Below are 13834 nucleotides of genomic sequence, written 5' to 3'. Positions count from 1 at the left end.
GGGAGGCTCAGGCCACCACCGCGGCCCGGACGCAGAGCACGTCCGGCAAGTGGGAGAGCAGCAGCGACCAGCTCTCGCCCTCGTCCCTGCTGCCGTACACGTCACCGGTCCGGTTGCCGAAGTAGATCCCGGCCGGGTCGGCGTCGTCGGTGCGCAGGGCGTCGCGCAGCACGATCCCGTAGTGGTCCTCGCCGGGCAGGCCCTCGGCGAGCTGCTGCCAGCTGGTGCCGCCGTCGTTGGTGCGGAACACCCGGCAGCGGCGGCCGGGCGGGATGCGGTCGTCCGCGCCGCCGAGCGGGAAGAGGTAGGCGGTGTCGGCCCGGCGCGGGTGGGCGGCCACCGCGAAGCCGAACTCGGCGGGCAGTCCGTCCACGATCGAGCGCCAGCTGCCGCCCCAGTCGTCGCTGCGGTAGACGCCGCCGTGGTTCTGGAGGTAGAGCCGGTCCGGGTGGACCGGGTCCGGGGCGATCTTGTGCACGCACTGGCCGAACTCGGGGTACTGGCCCTCCTCCGGGAAGAACTCGGCGCGCAGACCGGTGTTGGAGGGCTGCCAGCTGTCGCCGCCGTCCTTGCTGCGGTAGACGCCACCGCTGGAGACGGCGACCAGCAGCCGCTGCGGGTCGCGCGGGTCGGTCAGGATCGTGTGCAGGCCCTGGCCGCCGTAGCCGGCGCCCCAGTGCGGCCGCTGGGGGTGGTTCCAGAGTGACTCGACCAGGTCGAAGCTCTCGCCGCCGTCGGTGGAGCGGAACAGCGCGGCGGGCTCGGTGCCCGCGTAGACGACGCCCGGTGCCTCCGCTCCGGCGGGTTGGAGCTGCCAGACCCTGGTGAGCGAGGTGCCGGTGGGCTCGGGGAAGCGGATGGCCGGCCGCACGGGCTCGGACCAGCTGGCACCGAGGTCGTCGGAGCGCCAGACCGAGGGCCCCCAGTGGCTGCTGTCGGCCCCGGCCAGCAGTCTGGTCCGCCCGTCGCGGCGGTCGATGGAGACGGAGTAGATCGCGTTCATCGGGAAGTGCGGCCCGCTGAACTCCCATGTCAGCCGGTCGCGGCTGCGGCCGAGAAAGAGGCCCTTCTCGGTTCCGACGGCCAACAGCACCTCGGTCATGCCACACCACCTGGTCACGAGCAAGCACGGCCCCCCGGGACGGTCCCCGACTGCCAGTGTCCCGCCGCCCAACGATGGTCACATCTCGCCGCGCCGGTCACCCGGGAGGCGGACGGGGGCGCGGTGGCCCTGGGAGCAGTGGGAGCCGCGGTGGCGCTGGGGGCCGTCGGCCCGGACCCACTACCCCCGGCAGTCCTCCAGCAGCCGCAGCCAGACCTCGCTGATCGTCGGGTACGCGGGCACCGCGTGCCAGAGCCGGTCGATCGGCACCTCACCGACCACCGCGACGGTCGCCGAGTGCAGCAGTTCGGCGACCCCGGGGCCGACCAGGCAGGCGCCGACGATCACCTCCCGGTCCAGGTCGAAGACCACCCTGGCCCGGCCGCGGTAGTCGTCGCCGTACAGCGAGGCCCCGGCGACCGAGCCGATCTCGTGGTCGACGGTCTTCACCCGCAGCCCGGCCGCCTCGGCGGCGGCCGAGGTCAGGCCGACGGCGGCGACCTCCGGCTGGGTGAAGACCACCTGGGGCGCGCCCGCGAGGTCTGCGGACGCGGCGTGCGCGCCGTAGCGCGAGGTGTCCAGCGGGCGCCCCTCGGCACGGGCGGCGATCGCCGCGCCGGTGATCCTGGCCTGGTACTTGCCCTGGTGGGTGAGCAGCGCCCGGCGGTTGACGTCGCCGACGGCGTAGAGCCACGCGCCGTCCACCCCGAGCACCGTGCAGCTGTCGTCCGCCTTCAGCCAGTCGCCCGGCTTCAGGCCGACCTGCTCCAGCCCGACGTCGGCGGTGCGCGGGGCCCGGCCGGTCGCGTACAGCACCTCGTCGACGGTCAGTGTCCCGCCACCGCCCCGCCCGTCCCGGGCGGCGAGGGTGAGGGTGACGGGCCCGGAGCCGTCCGCCCGCTCCAGTGCGGTGACCTCGGTACCGAAGCGGACGTCCACCCCGGCGGCCCGCAGGCCGTCCGCGACCAGCTCACCCGCGAACGGCTCCATCCGCGGCAGCAGTCCGTCGCCGCGCACCAGCAGCACCACCTCGGAGCCGAGCGCCCGCCAGGCGGCGGCCATCTCCACCCCGACCACCCCGCCGCCGACCACCGCCAGCCGCCCGGGGACGGTCTGCGAGCCGGTAGCCTCCCGGTTGGTCCACGGGTGGGCCTCGGCGAGCCCCGGCACGTGCGCGGGCAGCACCGGGCGGCTGCCGGTGCACACCGCGACGGCGTGCCGGGCGGTCAGCAGCCGCTCGCTGCCGTCCTCGGCCTCCACCGTCACCGTCCGCACCCCGGCCAGCCGGCCGTGGCCGCGGACCAGCTCGATCCCGGTGTCCCGCAGCCACCGCACCTGACCGTCGTCCTGCCAGTTCGAGGCGAAGGAGTCCCGCCGGGCCAGCACCGCGGCCGGGTCCAGCCGCCGGTCGCCGACCGCCTCCCTGGAGCCGGCCACCGCGCGGGCGTCGGCCAGCGCGGCCACCGGGCGCAGCAGCGCCTTGCTGGGCATGCAGGCCCAGTACGAGCACTCGCCGCCGACCAGCTCGGCCTCCACGATCACGGTGCGCAGCCCGGCGGCGACCGTCCGGTCGGCCACGTTCTCGCCGGTCGGGCCGGCTCCCAGAACGATGACGTCGTACTCCTCGGCGGTGCTGGTCATGCCCGGTCCTCCGTCGTCTCGGTGGCCACCCCGGCCGGTGTGGCGGGGGTGGCGGGCGTGCGCCCGCGGGTGTCGGGCAGCCGCGCGCGCCGGTTCCCGTGCGGGGCGCCGGTCGGGGTGACCCTCCGGGGGAGCGGGCCGCGGCCGCCGTCGGTTCCGTACCCGAGCCTGGCCCGGACCGCCTCCGACGGCCACTTCGCGCGGTCGTCGCGCGCCGGTGGGGCCGTCCCGGTGCGTCCGCCGGGCAGGGCGCGCGCCGGGGCGGCCGGCCCGGGGTCGCCGGCCGGCTCGAACTCCGGTCCGGCGACGGGCGGTTCGGTGCGGACCGGCTGCCCGCTCATGGCTGCTCGCACACGCTGCTCGCTCTCCGCTCGGGTACGCCGTGGGCCCCATCCTGCCGGTCCGGGCACGGCTGCGCGACGGACGGACACGCCACGGGCGCTGCCGGGCACACCGAAGGGCGCGGACGGGACAAGGCCGGGGCTCACGGACGGACGGCCCACGGACGGTCGGCCCACGGACGGTCGGCCTGTCGACGGACGGCCCGCGAACGGTCGGGGCTCAGAGCGCGGCGAGCTCCGTCAGCACCGCCGCCGTGTCCGCCGGGCGGGAGAACATCGGCCAGTGCCCGGTGGGCAGTTCGCGCAGCTCCCAGTTCGGCCCGGACATCCCGGCGAAGTACGGGTGCCCGGAGGCGATCAGCTCGCGCACCTGGGAGAGCGGGAAGGAACAGGAGACCAGCGCCTGCGGCAGCGCGGCCCCGGCGCCGGTCAGCCGCAGCCGGTCCCGGAACGCCCCGGCCGGGTGCGGGGTGGCCCGGGAGCGGACGCGTGCCAGGGTGGCCTCGTCCAGCCCCGCCACGCTCGCGCCGTGCTCGGCCAGGTACTCCCAGGGCGGCATCGGGAGACGGCCGTCGATCACCGAGGCCTCGGCCGTGCTCCGGTAGTCGGGCTGCCAGAGGTCCTGGACCGCGGAGCCGTCGATCAGCGGGCCGCTGTCCAGGTAGACCACCCGGCGGATCCGCTCCGGCATCCGGTCCGCGAGCCCGCCCACGGGGGCGCAGGCGCCGCTGTGCCCGACCACGACGGCGTCCGACAGGTCCTCCCTGACCAGCAGGCCGGCGAGGTCGGCGATGTGCTCCTCCAGCCCGAACTCGCCTGCCTCGCCCGATCGTTCGGCCATCCCGGGCAGGCTGACCGGGTACACCCGGTGCCCGGCCGCGCGCAGCGGCGCGGCCACCTCGTCCCAGGCCCAGGCGCCGAGCCAGAAACCGGGAACCAGTACGAACGTGCTCATGGCGGATCACTCCTTCGTCGGTGGGGATCGTCCGGAGAGGCCACGACGGGCCCGCGGGAGGGCTCTGCCGCGGTGGGGGCCTTCTCCACCACCGACTCTAGAATCGGATCCGGACAGAAGTCGCCCGGATTTCCGCCGCCTCGCCGCAAGGTGTCCGGAACGGGTGACGGAGACGACGCGGAGGCGACTCGGCAGCGGAAGGAGCACACGGTGGAGCACCCGGTCAGCCGCGTCCTCGCCCTGCTGGAACTGCTCCAGGACCGCCCCGGCCTGACCGGCGCCGAACTGGCCGCCCGGCTGGACGTGGACGAGCGCACCGTCCGTCGCTACGTGGCCCGGCTGGCCGACCTCGGCATCCCCGTCCAGGCCGACCGCGGCCGCTACGGCGGCTACCGCCTGCGGCCCGGCTACCGGCTGCCGCCGCTGATGCTCACCCCGGACGAGGCCGCCTCCGTCGTGCTCGGCCTGCTGGCCGGCCGCAGCTCCGGCCTGTCGGTGGGGGAGGGGGCCACCGAGACCGCCCTCGGCAAGATCCAGCGGGTGCTGCCACCGCCGCTGCGCGAACGGGTCGCCGCGGTCGAACAGACCCTCGGCCTCACCGCCACCCCCGCCACCGGCCCCGGCCCGGCCGCCTCCGCGCTGTTCACCCTGGCCGAGGCTGCCCGCCGGCGGCGCCGGGTGCGGCTCGGCTACCGGGACCGCGAGGACCGGCCCAGCGAGCGCGAGTTCGATCCGTACGGGCTGGTCTTCCACTCCGGGCGCTGGTACACCACCGGGCTCGACCACCGCAGCGGCGAGCCGCGGACCTTCCGGCTGGACCGGATCACCCGGGTCGAGCAGGGCGAGACGGGCTTCGAGCCGCCCGAGGACTTCGACCCGGTCCAGCGGGTGGTGGAGTCACTGGCCGGTGCGCCCTGGCGGCACCGGGTGGAGGTGGAGCTGGCGACCACCCTCGCCGAGGCCCGCCGCCGGCTGCCGCCGGCCGCCGGCACCCTCACCGAACTCGCCGGGGACCGGGTGCTGCTGCGGGCCCGGGCGCAGAACCTGGACGGTGTCGCGGTACTGCTGGCCGGCCTGGGGTGGCCGTTCACCGTCCGGGAGCCCGCCGCGCTGCGCGTCGAGGTGCGGGCGCTCGCGGCCCGGCTCGCCGCCTGGGGCGCCGAGCCGGGGTGACCGCCCCGGGCGGACGCCGGGGCCGGGTACGGCGAAGGGCCGGGGAGGCGGCGCGCGCTCCCCGGCCCTCGGACGTCCGGACCGGGATCAGGCCTGGCCGCCGGCCGCCTGCTCCTCGGCGACCTTGCGCTTCACCTCGGCCATGTCCAGACCGCGGGCCTGGCCGATCAGGTCCTCGAACACCGTCTCGGGCAGCGCTCCGGGCTGCGAGAAGACGAGCACGCCCTCGCGGATGATCGCCAGCGTCGGGATCGACTGGATCCCGAACGCGGAGGCCAGCTCCTGCTGCGCCTCGGTGTCGACCTTGGCGAAGACCAGGTCCGGGTGGCGCTCGGCCGCCTTCTCGTACACCGGGGCGAACTGGCGGCACGGCCCGCACCACCCGGCCCAGAAGTCGATGAGGACGAAGTCCTTGCCCTCCGGGCCAGGGACGATGTCGTCGAAGTTCTCCTTGGTCAGCTCGACCGTGCTGCTCATCTCGCGGTTCCTTCCCTTCCGGAGGTGGCGGTTCATGCCATGTGCCCGCCACAACGGTCCTGGTCGACGGCGTATTCCGGAGGCTTCGGGGCCCCGGGGTTGAGCAGTCGGCGGCCGGTGCCCGTACAGGAGGGTGTCCGGTCCGTCCCGACCCTTCCCCGTGGGAGGCACCCCATGCGCAGCACACCCCGCACCCGCAGGACCGTGGCGCTGACCGCCTCCGGCATCGCCGCCGCGGCCCTGATCGCCGGCTGCGGCTCGTCCGGCGGCGGCTCGTCGCACACGGCGAGCCCGAGCACCCCGGCGAGCGTCACCATGCAGACCGCCCACGACCCCACGCTGGGCACCATCGTCACCGACAGCGCCGGATTCACGCTCTACCGCTTCGACCAGGACCGCAACAGCCCGCCGGAGTCCTCCTGCAACGGCAGCTGCGCCGTCGTCTGGCCGCCCGAGCACGCCGACGGCAACGTCGCGGTGAAGGGCATCGACAGCAAGCTGGTCGGCACCGTCACCCGCGCCGACGGCACCAAGCAGGTCACCCTGAACGGCTGGCCGGCCTACCGCTACGCGCCGGACGCCAAGCCCGGCGACACCAAGGGCCAGGGCGTCGGGGGCACCTGGTTCGCGCTGACCCCGAGCGGCGGCAAGGCGGGTGCCACGGGCGGCGGAACCCCGGGCCCCGCGAACCCCAGCCCGATGCCCGGTACCCCGATGCCCAGCACCCCGGGCTACTGAGTACGCCCTGGTGACCGGTGCCCGCCGCCCTCGCCCAGGAGGTCCGGGTGCGCAACGATGAAGTGGTGACCGAGGAGCACCCCGGCGGCCGCTCCGGCGCCCGCGGTCCTGGGGCGCCGGACGAGGACCTGATGCGCGCCCTGTACCGGGAGCACGCCGGTCCGCTGTTCGGGTTCGTGCTCCACCTGGTCGCGGGCGACCGGCAGCGGGCCGAGGACGTCGTGCAGGAGACGCTGGTCCGCGCCTGGCGCAACATCCACCGGCTCGACCCGTCGGCCGGCTCGCTGCGGCCCTGGCTGGTCACGGTCGCGCGGCGGATCGTGATCGACGGCCACCGCAGCGCGCTGGCCCGGCCGCGCGAGGTGGACGCCTCGGTGCTGGAGCAGCTGCCCGCCGAGGACGCGATCGACCGGGCGCTGCGGATGATGACCGTCGCGGACGCGCTCGGCGACCTCTCGCCCGCGCACCGGGAGGTCATCGTCGAGACCTACCTCAAGGGCCGCACGGCCAACGAGGCGGCCGCCGAACTCGGCATCCCGGCCGGCACCGTGCGCTCGCGGGTGTTCTACGCGCTGCGCTCGCTCAGGCTCGCGCTGGAGGAACGGGGAGTGACATCGTGACCAGGCACCCCGACCCTGACCCTGACCCCGGCCCCGACCCCCGCCCCGACCCGGGCCGGGTGACCGGGGGCCCGCCGGGCGACGCCTCCGGCGGCCCGGAGCACGTCGACGCCGGCGCGTACGTCCTCGGTCTGCTGGAGCCCGCCGAGCGCGCCGCCTTCGAGCGGCACCTCGCCGGCTGTCCGCAGTGCGTCCGGCAGGTGGCCGAACTCGGCTCGGTGGAGCCACTGTTGGGTGAGTACGCGGCCTCCGCGCGGGCGGCCGGGGCGGACCCGGCCGCCCCCGCCCCGCAGCCGGGCCCGGAGCTGCTGGACCGGCTGGTCGCCCAGGTCGGTGCCACCCGGCGCCGGGGCCGGGTGCGGCGGCTGGTACTGGCCCTGGCCGCCACCGTGATGGTGGCGGCCGGCCCCGCCGTCACCGCCGCGGTGATCACCGCCGACCAGGGCCCCGCCGTGGTCGCGGCGGCCGAGCAGTTCAGCGCCACCGACCCTGGCACCGGCGCGCACGCCACCGTCGGCGTCGACGGCACCACCCTGGGCAGCCGGGTCAGCCTGCAACTCTCCGGTGTCCAAGGCCCGTTGAGCTGCGCGCTGGTCGCCGTCTCGCGCACCGGCGAGCAGCAGACGGTGACCAGCTGGTCCGTCCCCGCGGTCGGCTACGCGGGCGGCGACGGCACGGTGCGGACCACCGGCGGCGCGGCGTTCCAGCCCGGGGACATCGACCACTTCGAGGTCCGGGTCCAGAACGGCGGCGCGCTGCTGGTCGCGGTCCCGGCGCACCGGTCCTGACCGTACTGGCCCTGACCGCACCGGCGTTGACCGTATGAGCCCTGACCGCGCCGGCCCTGACCGTACGGGCCCGGCTCAGTACGGCCCGTGCGCGACGTGGTAGGCGGCCAGCCGCTCGACCCGGGCCGTGCCCCGGACGCCGGGCCAGTGCGGGTCCGGCTCGCCGGTGCCGCTCATGTGCTCCCGCCGCCAGGTCCGGCTCCAGCCGACCCGCAGGTCCGGTTCGAAGCCGTGCCACCGTCCGCAGGGGCAGGGCGTCAGCACCTGAGCGCAGGAACGGCACAGCTCGGCCAGGCCGTGGCCGGTCGGCACCGGCACCGGCGGGCCCTCCTCGCCGCAGGCCGGGCAGCCGGGCAGCTCGGCGCCGTCCAGCAGCGCGTTCTGCCGCCGGACGTAGTCGGGCAGGCTCAACTTCGGGTGCAGGAACGGGTCGTGGCGCCAGGTCGCGTGCGGAGACTCCCAGCGGGGCCGGTCCCACCACGCCGTCTCCGACGGCTTCCGCCGCCCGGCCCGCTTCTCGGCCCGCCGCCGGGCCGCGTACTCCTCGGCCCGGGCCCGCCACAGCTCCCGCGCCTCGTGCAGCTCCTCCACCGCGCGGAGCAGCGAGTCCGGGTCCGTCTCCAGGTGCCGGGGCATCCGGGCGCTGACGGTGAGGTGGTGGTACGTCGACCGCAGCCCGTACGGGGCGAAGCGGGTCAGGCAGGTGCGCAGCGCGCTGTGCCGCCGGTGCAGCGGGAGCGAGGTGTCGTGCACCCGGGCCCGGTGGGTGGGGAATCCGGTCATGCAGGGGGCTCCAGGTCCAGTGCCCGGGCGAGGGCCGCGGTGACGGCGGCGGCGTGCCCGGGGAGCTGGCGCTCGGCCCAACTCGCCGCCAGCGCGAGGAAGTCGCGCAGGTCCTGCTCGGCCCCGGCGAGCAGGCGGCGCAGTTCGTCCACCGGAAGTTCGATCACCGTGCCGTCGCGATGCCCGCCGTCCTCGTCGTCCTCGCCGTTCCCGGCGTCCTGGGTCAGCCGGACGACCCGGCCGACGCACTCGGCCCGGGCGTCGGGGTCGTGGCCGAACCAGGCGGTGCCGGAGCCGTCCGTGACGTTCAGCCACCCGCGCCACTCCTCCAGGCCGTTGCAGCAGCCCGGTTCGAAGACGGCGCCGGTGGCGGAGTCGGTCACCACCAGGCCGCCGGGGGCGTACGGAAGCGGATCGGTGAGCAGCCCGTGCAGGAAGGAGCCATGCGGGTCCGCCGGCCGGGGGCCGCGCTCCTCGGCCTCCGCCGACCCGGGCTCGACGTCGTTGTGCCCGGCCAGCCGCCAGAGCGCCGTGCCCACCTCGGCCGGCGTCAGCCGCCCGTTCAGGGTGAGGTGCCCGTACGGCTCGTGATCGCCCGTCGGCCAGAGCGTGAAGCCGTCGGGGGCGAAGATCTCCAGGACCGGTCGCATCGACATCATCCGCCGATGATCCCGGACGCGCCTCCGTCCCGACCAGCGGTTTTACTCCGCCCTGCCGCGATCCCGGCCAGTACGCGCCCACAGCGCCGGGCGAAGGCGCGCTGGGCGAGCGGGAACAGCGGACCGGCCGGCCGGGCGTACCAGGCGACCGGCCGGCTGAAGGCGGTGACCGAGAACCGGACCGCGCCGTCCGGGTCCAGCTCGACCAGGAAGGTCTCCTCACCACGGGCCAGGTGCCCGGATCGGGTCCCGTAGGTGAAGCCGTACCGGTCCGGGCCCTCGACCGTGGCCAGCACCCGGTTGGGTGCGCCGGCCCGCAGCGGGCCGAGGCCGATGGCGCAGTGCACGGCGACGCCCGGGGCGGCCCGGCCGGCCGACGCGTCGATCCGTACGCCCGCGAGCCGGTGCATCCGCCAGTCGAGCAGGGCGGCGCCGGCGGCCTCCAGCGCGGGGCGGCCGTGGCCGATGAGCGCGCTGTGCCGCAGGTGGTCGTAGCCCGCGGGCAGCTCGCCGGTGCGGCTGGCGCCCTGCTCGGGGTAGCTGTAGTCGTTCATCGCGCGGCCTCCGTGGCCTCGGTCGGGGTCGTGGTGCCCGGCTGGGCGGCGGCGAGCCGGCGCCAGGCGAGCAGGGCGCAGAGCGCGAAGCCGAGCGCGTTGCCGACGCCGTGGGTGGCGGCCATCCAGGTCAGGGTGGGGTGGGGGAGTCCGGCGGCCCGGCCGAGGGCCCACCACAGGGCGAGCAGCATGGTGAGCGCGAGGACGGCCGAGGAGACGGCGAGCAGCCGGGCGGTGACCGGATCGCCGGTGCCGGGACCGCTGCCGCGGGGGCGCAGCTCGCGCCAGGTGACCAGGCCGACCAGCCACATCCCGGTGGTGAGTACGGCGGCTCCGGCGAACTGCCACCAGTTGCCGAGGAAGTACCCGGCCAGCACCAGCAGGGTGCCCGCGGGGACGCTGAGCGCTGCGCAGCGGGCCGCGCCGGAGCCGGGACGGGCGGCGCGGCAGACCAGTCCGGCGACCAGGGCCGCGGTGAACCCGGCGTAGTGGAAGTGCGGGACGGTGAGCGCCAGGATGTGCGGCTCGAAGCCGAACAGCGGGTAGCCGGAGCGCTCGGCGACCAGGGCGACCCCGGCCACCGAGGGCGCGGCGAGCGCGGTGAGCACCGCGACCTCGGCGGGCGCGAGCGAACGGGTGTGGGCCAGCCGCAGCGGCGCGTGCAGGGCGATGGCCAGGGTGCCGAGCGCGTAGAGCAGGGCGCATCCGGCGGCCGGGCCGCCACGGGGCAGCCAGAGCGAGAGCGCGCCGGGTACGGCGGCGAGCGGCCAGAGCCGGCGGACCCGGGCGAGTCCGGGCTCGCCGACCAGGGCGAGGCCGAGCGGGACGACGGCGCCCATGCCGAGCAGGATCAGCAGGTCGACCAGTTCCGTGGTGCCCTTCCCCATTGTGGACACACTCCCTTGAACGCGTTCAAATAGCTTGCGCCACCGACTCTACGCGGCCTGGCTGAACGTGTTCAACTCGACCCGGGGATCGCCCCCGCCCCGTCCGGCCTGGTGTTCACGGTGGGTGCGGCGCACTCTGGAGGAGTAACCGATGGAGGTGATCCGCCATGCAGACTCTGGTCGGTTGGCACATCGAGATGGAGTTCCGCGAAGAGGGAGCGCGGACCAGCGCCGCCGCGCTGGTGAGACTCGGCGACGGGACGGAACTGCGCGCCCACGGCTACAGCAGCCGTCACCCCTCCGACCCGGAACAGCTGAGGGTCGGCGAGGAGATCGCGGGCGCCCGTGCGCTCAACGAGCTCGCCTCGCAGCTGCTCACCAAGGCCCACGGCGAGATCCAGGACGTCAGCCCGGTCCCGACCCACCCGCTGTCGTGACCTTCCGAGCGGGCGGAACGGCCCTGGATCCGGGTCTCGGACACGACGGCCGGAAGAGCCGGGTGCCGGAAACGCCGGGCGCCGGGTGCCGGGGCCGCCCTTCCCGGGGCCCGGCACCCGGCGAGGGTCGCCGATCCGTCAGTTGACGCAGTAGCCGGCCGGCGGCTGCCAGTCGGGACCGACCAGCCGCTGCTCCAGTTCGTTCGGCGTGATGCGGATCCCGACCGTTCCCGCCAGTCCCAGTCGGTACCGGCTGCGGGCCAGCGCGATCAGCGCCGTCAGGCCGTACTTGTTGATCAGCGACGTGCGGTAGCGCGCGGTGTCGTCGGCGTCGCAGAGCCGGGCCCGGGCCGGCACCCGGCGGCCGGTGGGGCGCCCGTGGGCGTCGCAGGGGCCGATCAGTACCCGGGGGTGGCGGCGGATCCGGTCGGCCGCTCCGGAGTGGGCCGGGGTCCAGACCCCGAGGGCCGTGCCGTCCGGTACGACCCAGAGCTGCGAGTCCATCCGACTGCCGTCCTCGCCGAAGGTGGTGAGCAGGAGGTACCTGCTGTCGGCGAGCCGGTCGGTTGGGTGGTGCACCTGTCCTCCCTGTGGCATCGGGGGATGCGGGTCAGCGCCGGTGGTCCCCGGTGTTCTCGCCGAACTCCTCGGCGGTGGGCTTGGGGATCCGGCCGCCCTCGCCGTGGAAGCCACGGGAGAGCCGGGTGCGGGTGCGGGTGAGCACGTCCGTCGGGCGGGCGACTCCATTCTCGTCCACCGGGGCCGCCGCTTCGAGGGGGCGGGGCTGTTCGTGCGCCGTGAGCCGGTGCGGTTCCCGCGGCGAGAGCCGGGGACGACGAAGAAGCCGGCCCGGGCGGCGTACGTGATGGCGTTGAGCGACAGGTGCAGGTGGGTGGCGATCAGGTCGTTGCCGCCGGCCGCGAGCGCCACCAGGTACACGCTGATCCAGGCGGCGCCGAGTGCGGTGCGGACGGGCGCGTTGCGCGGCCGGTCGAGCAGGTGGGGAAACGGCGAGCGGCCCGCCCGGCGTCGTGGAAGACACCGGACGGGCCGCGTACGCACCCGAGCAACCCCTGGAGGGGCGTGTCAGTGCACCAGCACCGGCACCTCGTTCTCCTTCGCCGCGCCCGTGGCTGAGCCCGAACCGGCGTCCGGCCGGCCGGCGTTGATGAAGGTGAAGGCGACCGCGGCGGCCGCCACCAGGATCCCGAAGGACACCCAGATCGCGGTCGAGAAGCCGTGCACCATGCTCTGGAACTGGAGCGCCTTCGCGGCCTCCGGCGAGGCGGCCGCCGCCGCGGTGGCGTGCGAGGCCAGCCAGGTGGTGGTCGCGCTGGCCGCGATGGTGTTCAGCAGCGCGGTGCCGATGGCGCCGCCGACCTGCTGCGAGGTGTTGACCATGGCCGAGGCCACGCCCGCGTCGCGCGGCTGGACGCCGTGCGTGGCCAGGCTCATGGCCGGCATGAACGCGGTGCCCATGCCGAGGCCCATCAGGACCAGACCGGGCAGGATCAGCGCCGGGTAGGAGGTGTCCAGGCCGATGTGGGTCAGCAGGAACATGCCGACCGAGGCGACCAGGAAGCCGGGCGCCATCAGGTACCGGGCCGGGACCCGGGTCATCAGCCGGGCGCCGATCTGGGTCGAGCCGGTGATCATGCCCGCCACCATCGGCAGGAAGGCCACACCGGTCAGCACCGGGCTGTAGCCGAGCACGATCTGGAGGTAGTAGGTCAGAAAGAGGAACAGACCGAACATGCCGATCACGGCCATGCCCAGCGACAGGTACACCCCGCCGCGGTTGCGGTCGAGCACCACGCGCAGCGGCAGCAGCGGGGCCTTGACCCTGCGCTCCACCAGCACGAAGGCGGTCAGCAGCACGGCGGCCGCGACGAACAGCCCGATGGTGGTGCCGGACGACCAGCCGTCGGACTCGGCGCGGGTGAAGGCGTAGACCAGCGAGACCAGGCCGGTGGTCACCAGCAGCACGCCGGGGACGTCCAGCTTGTTGCGGTTGCGGCCCTCGGAGGGCTCGCGGATCACCAGCACGGCGCCCGCGGCGGCCACGATGGCGAACGGGATGTTGACGAAGAAGGTCCAGCGCCAGTTCATGTACTCGGTGAGCAGGCCGCCGAGGATCAGACCGATGGCGCCGCCGCCACCGGCGATCGCACCGTAGATGCCGAAGGCCTTGGCGCGCTCCTTGGCCTCGGTGAACATCACCGCGAGCAGCGACAGCGCGGCCGGCGCCAGCAGCGCGCCGAACACGCCCTGGAGCGCGCGGGCGCCGAGCAGCATCGCGGTGTTGGCCGCGGCGCCACCGAGCGCGGAGGCGAGGGCGAAGCCGGTCAGGCCGACGATGAAGGTCCGCTTGCGGCCCCAGAGGTCGGCGATCCGGCCGCCGAACAGCAGCAGTCCGCCGAAGGCCAGCGCGTAGGCGGTGATCACCCACTGGCGGTTGCCGTCGGTGATGCCCAGGTCCTGCTGCGCGGAGGGCAGGGCGATGTTCACGATGGTCGCGTCGAGGACGACCATCAGCTGGGCGAGGCCGATGAATATCAGCGCCTTCCAGCGCCGGGGATCGGGCAGCGTCGCCGGTCGGGCGTCGGTTTGAGGCATGGGGTTACTCACTTCACGGTGCGTGTGGTGTGCGTGAACGGTCGACTGCCGTACGGGAACGGC

17 protein-coding genes are annotated in these 13834 nt (G+C 75.1%); 5 read left to right on the top strand and 12 right to left on the bottom strand.

Features of this window, described 5'->3' with window-relative positions:
• Nucleotides 1-7 precede the first annotated feature (7 nt).
• The 4 genes from ACZ7C5_RS31515 to ACZ7C5_RS31500 all read right to left on the bottom strand — a co-directional run bounded on the left by ACZ7C5_RS31515 (nt 8) and on the right by ACZ7C5_RS31500 (nt 4039).
• Nucleotides 8-1102, bottom strand: coding sequence for a WD40/YVTN/BNR-like repeat-containing protein (locus ACZ7C5_RS31515; RefSeq protein WP_401079671.1), 1095 nt, complete (start codon nt 1100-1102; stop codon nt 8-10).
• A 180-nt stretch (nt 1103-1282) separates the two neighbouring features.
• A complete protein-coding gene (locus ACZ7C5_RS31510) occupies nt 1283-2743 on the bottom strand; it encodes a dihydrolipoyl dehydrogenase family protein (protein ID WP_401079673.1) in 1461 nt (486 codons plus the stop codon).
• A complete protein-coding gene (locus ACZ7C5_RS31505; protein WP_470323984.1) occupies nt 2740-3084 on the bottom strand; it encodes a hypothetical protein in 345 nt (114 codons plus the stop codon). Before ACZ7C5_RS31505 ends, ACZ7C5_RS31510 begins: the two co-directional genes overlap by 4 nt.
• 220 nt (nt 3085-3304) lie before the next feature.
• Nucleotides 3305-4039 (bottom strand): alpha/beta fold hydrolase, encoded by a 735-nt coding sequence (locus tag ACZ7C5_RS31500; protein ID WP_401079677.1) that lies wholly within the window; start codon nt 4037-4039, stop codon nt 3305-3307.
• 210 nt (nt 4040-4249) lie between these two features.
• Between ACZ7C5_RS31500 and ACZ7C5_RS31495 the strand changes: the two genes are divergently transcribed.
• Nucleotides 4250-5212, top strand: coding sequence for a helix-turn-helix transcriptional regulator (locus tag ACZ7C5_RS31495; protein WP_401079679.1), 963 nt, complete (start codon nt 4250-4252; stop codon nt 5210-5212).
• Nucleotides 5213-5299: 87 nt separating this feature from the next.
• On the opposite strand, the gene ACZ7C5_RS31490 is transcribed toward ACZ7C5_RS31495, so the two are convergent.
• Nucleotides 5300-5689: a thioredoxin family protein gene (locus ACZ7C5_RS31490; protein ID WP_401079681.1), complete on the bottom strand. Its 390-nt coding sequence runs from the start codon at nt 5687-5689 to the stop codon at nt 5300-5302.
• 174 nt (nt 5690-5863) lie between these two features.
• On the opposite strand from ACZ7C5_RS31490, the gene ACZ7C5_RS31485 reads away from it, so the two are divergent.
• Genes ACZ7C5_RS31485 through ACZ7C5_RS31475 form a run of 3 tightly spaced genes read left to right on the top strand, consistent with a single transcriptional unit; the run spans nt 5864 to nt 7835 of the window.
• Nucleotides 5864-6427 (top strand): hypothetical protein, encoded by a 564-nt coding sequence (locus ACZ7C5_RS31485; RefSeq protein ID WP_401079683.1) that lies wholly within the window; start codon nt 5864-5866, stop codon nt 6425-6427.
• Nucleotides 6428-6474: 47 nt separating this feature from the next.
• Nucleotides 6475-7047, top strand: a complete 573-nt coding sequence (locus ACZ7C5_RS31480) for a sigma-70 family RNA polymerase sigma factor (protein WP_401079685.1) — start codon at nt 6475-6477, stop codon at nt 7045-7047.
• Nucleotides 7044-7835: a zf-HC2 domain-containing protein gene (locus ACZ7C5_RS31475; protein ID WP_470323983.1), complete on the top strand. Its 792-nt coding sequence runs from the start codon at nt 7044-7046 to the stop codon at nt 7833-7835. The genes ACZ7C5_RS31480 and ACZ7C5_RS31475 overlap by 4 nt, the downstream gene beginning before the upstream one ends.
• 75 nt (nt 7836-7910) lie before the next feature.
• On the opposite strand, the gene ACZ7C5_RS31470 is transcribed toward ACZ7C5_RS31475, so the two are convergent.
• From ACZ7C5_RS31470 to ACZ7C5_RS31455, 4 genes are read right to left on the bottom strand one after another with little or no spacing between them, the layout of a single operon-like run.
• Nucleotides 7911-8618, bottom strand: coding sequence for a hypothetical protein (locus tag ACZ7C5_RS31470; protein WP_470323982.1), 708 nt, complete (start codon nt 8616-8618; stop codon nt 7911-7913).
• Nucleotides 8615-9277: a hypothetical protein gene (locus tag ACZ7C5_RS31465; protein ID WP_401079691.1), complete on the bottom strand. Its 663-nt coding sequence runs from the start codon at nt 9275-9277 to the stop codon at nt 8615-8617. Before ACZ7C5_RS31465 ends, ACZ7C5_RS31470 begins: the two co-directional genes overlap by 4 nt.
• The gene (locus tag ACZ7C5_RS31460; protein ID WP_401079693.1) at nt 9274-9831 is read right to left on the bottom strand and encodes a DUF1990 family protein; all 558 of its coding nucleotides are present in this window, start codon (nt 9829-9831) and stop codon (nt 9274-9276) included. The genes ACZ7C5_RS31465 and ACZ7C5_RS31460 overlap by 4 nt, the downstream gene beginning before the upstream one ends.
• Nucleotides 9828-10718 (bottom strand): YndJ family protein, encoded by an 891-nt coding sequence (locus tag ACZ7C5_RS31455; protein WP_470323981.1) that lies wholly within the window; start codon nt 10716-10718, stop codon nt 9828-9830. The genes ACZ7C5_RS31460 and ACZ7C5_RS31455 overlap by 4 nt, the downstream gene beginning before the upstream one ends.
• A 167-nt stretch (nt 10719-10885) precedes the next feature.
• On the opposite strand from ACZ7C5_RS31455, the gene ACZ7C5_RS31450 reads away from it, so the two are divergent.
• Nucleotides 10886-11155: a DUF1876 domain-containing protein gene (locus tag ACZ7C5_RS31450; RefSeq protein ID WP_188301791.1), complete on the top strand. Its 270-nt coding sequence runs from the start codon at nt 10886-10888 to the stop codon at nt 11153-11155.
• Between the two features lie 138 nt (nt 11156-11293).
• Here ACZ7C5_RS31450 and ACZ7C5_RS31445 read toward each other — a convergent pair whose 3' ends face one another.
• The 3 genes from ACZ7C5_RS31445 to ACZ7C5_RS31435 all read right to left on the bottom strand — a co-directional run bounded on the left by ACZ7C5_RS31445 (nt 11294) and on the right by ACZ7C5_RS31435 (nt 13771).
• Nucleotides 11294-11734: a PPOX class F420-dependent oxidoreductase gene (locus ACZ7C5_RS31445; RefSeq protein WP_401079695.1), complete on the bottom strand. Its 441-nt coding sequence runs from the start codon at nt 11732-11734 to the stop codon at nt 11294-11296.
• A gap of 31 nt (nt 11735-11765) precedes the next feature.
• Nucleotides 11766-11912, bottom strand: coding sequence for a hypothetical protein (locus ACZ7C5_RS31440; RefSeq protein ID WP_470323980.1), 147 nt, complete (start codon nt 11910-11912; stop codon nt 11766-11768).
• A 329-nt stretch (nt 11913-12241) separates the two neighbouring features.
• Nucleotides 12242-13771, bottom strand: a complete 1530-nt coding sequence (locus ACZ7C5_RS31435; RefSeq protein ID WP_401079699.1) for an MFS transporter — start codon at nt 13769-13771, stop codon at nt 12242-12244.
• Nucleotides 13772-13834: the final 63 nt, after the last annotated feature.

Source organism: Kitasatospora sp. NPDC036993, assembly GCF_055607525.1.
This window is presented reverse-complemented; position numbering and strand designations above follow the sequence as displayed.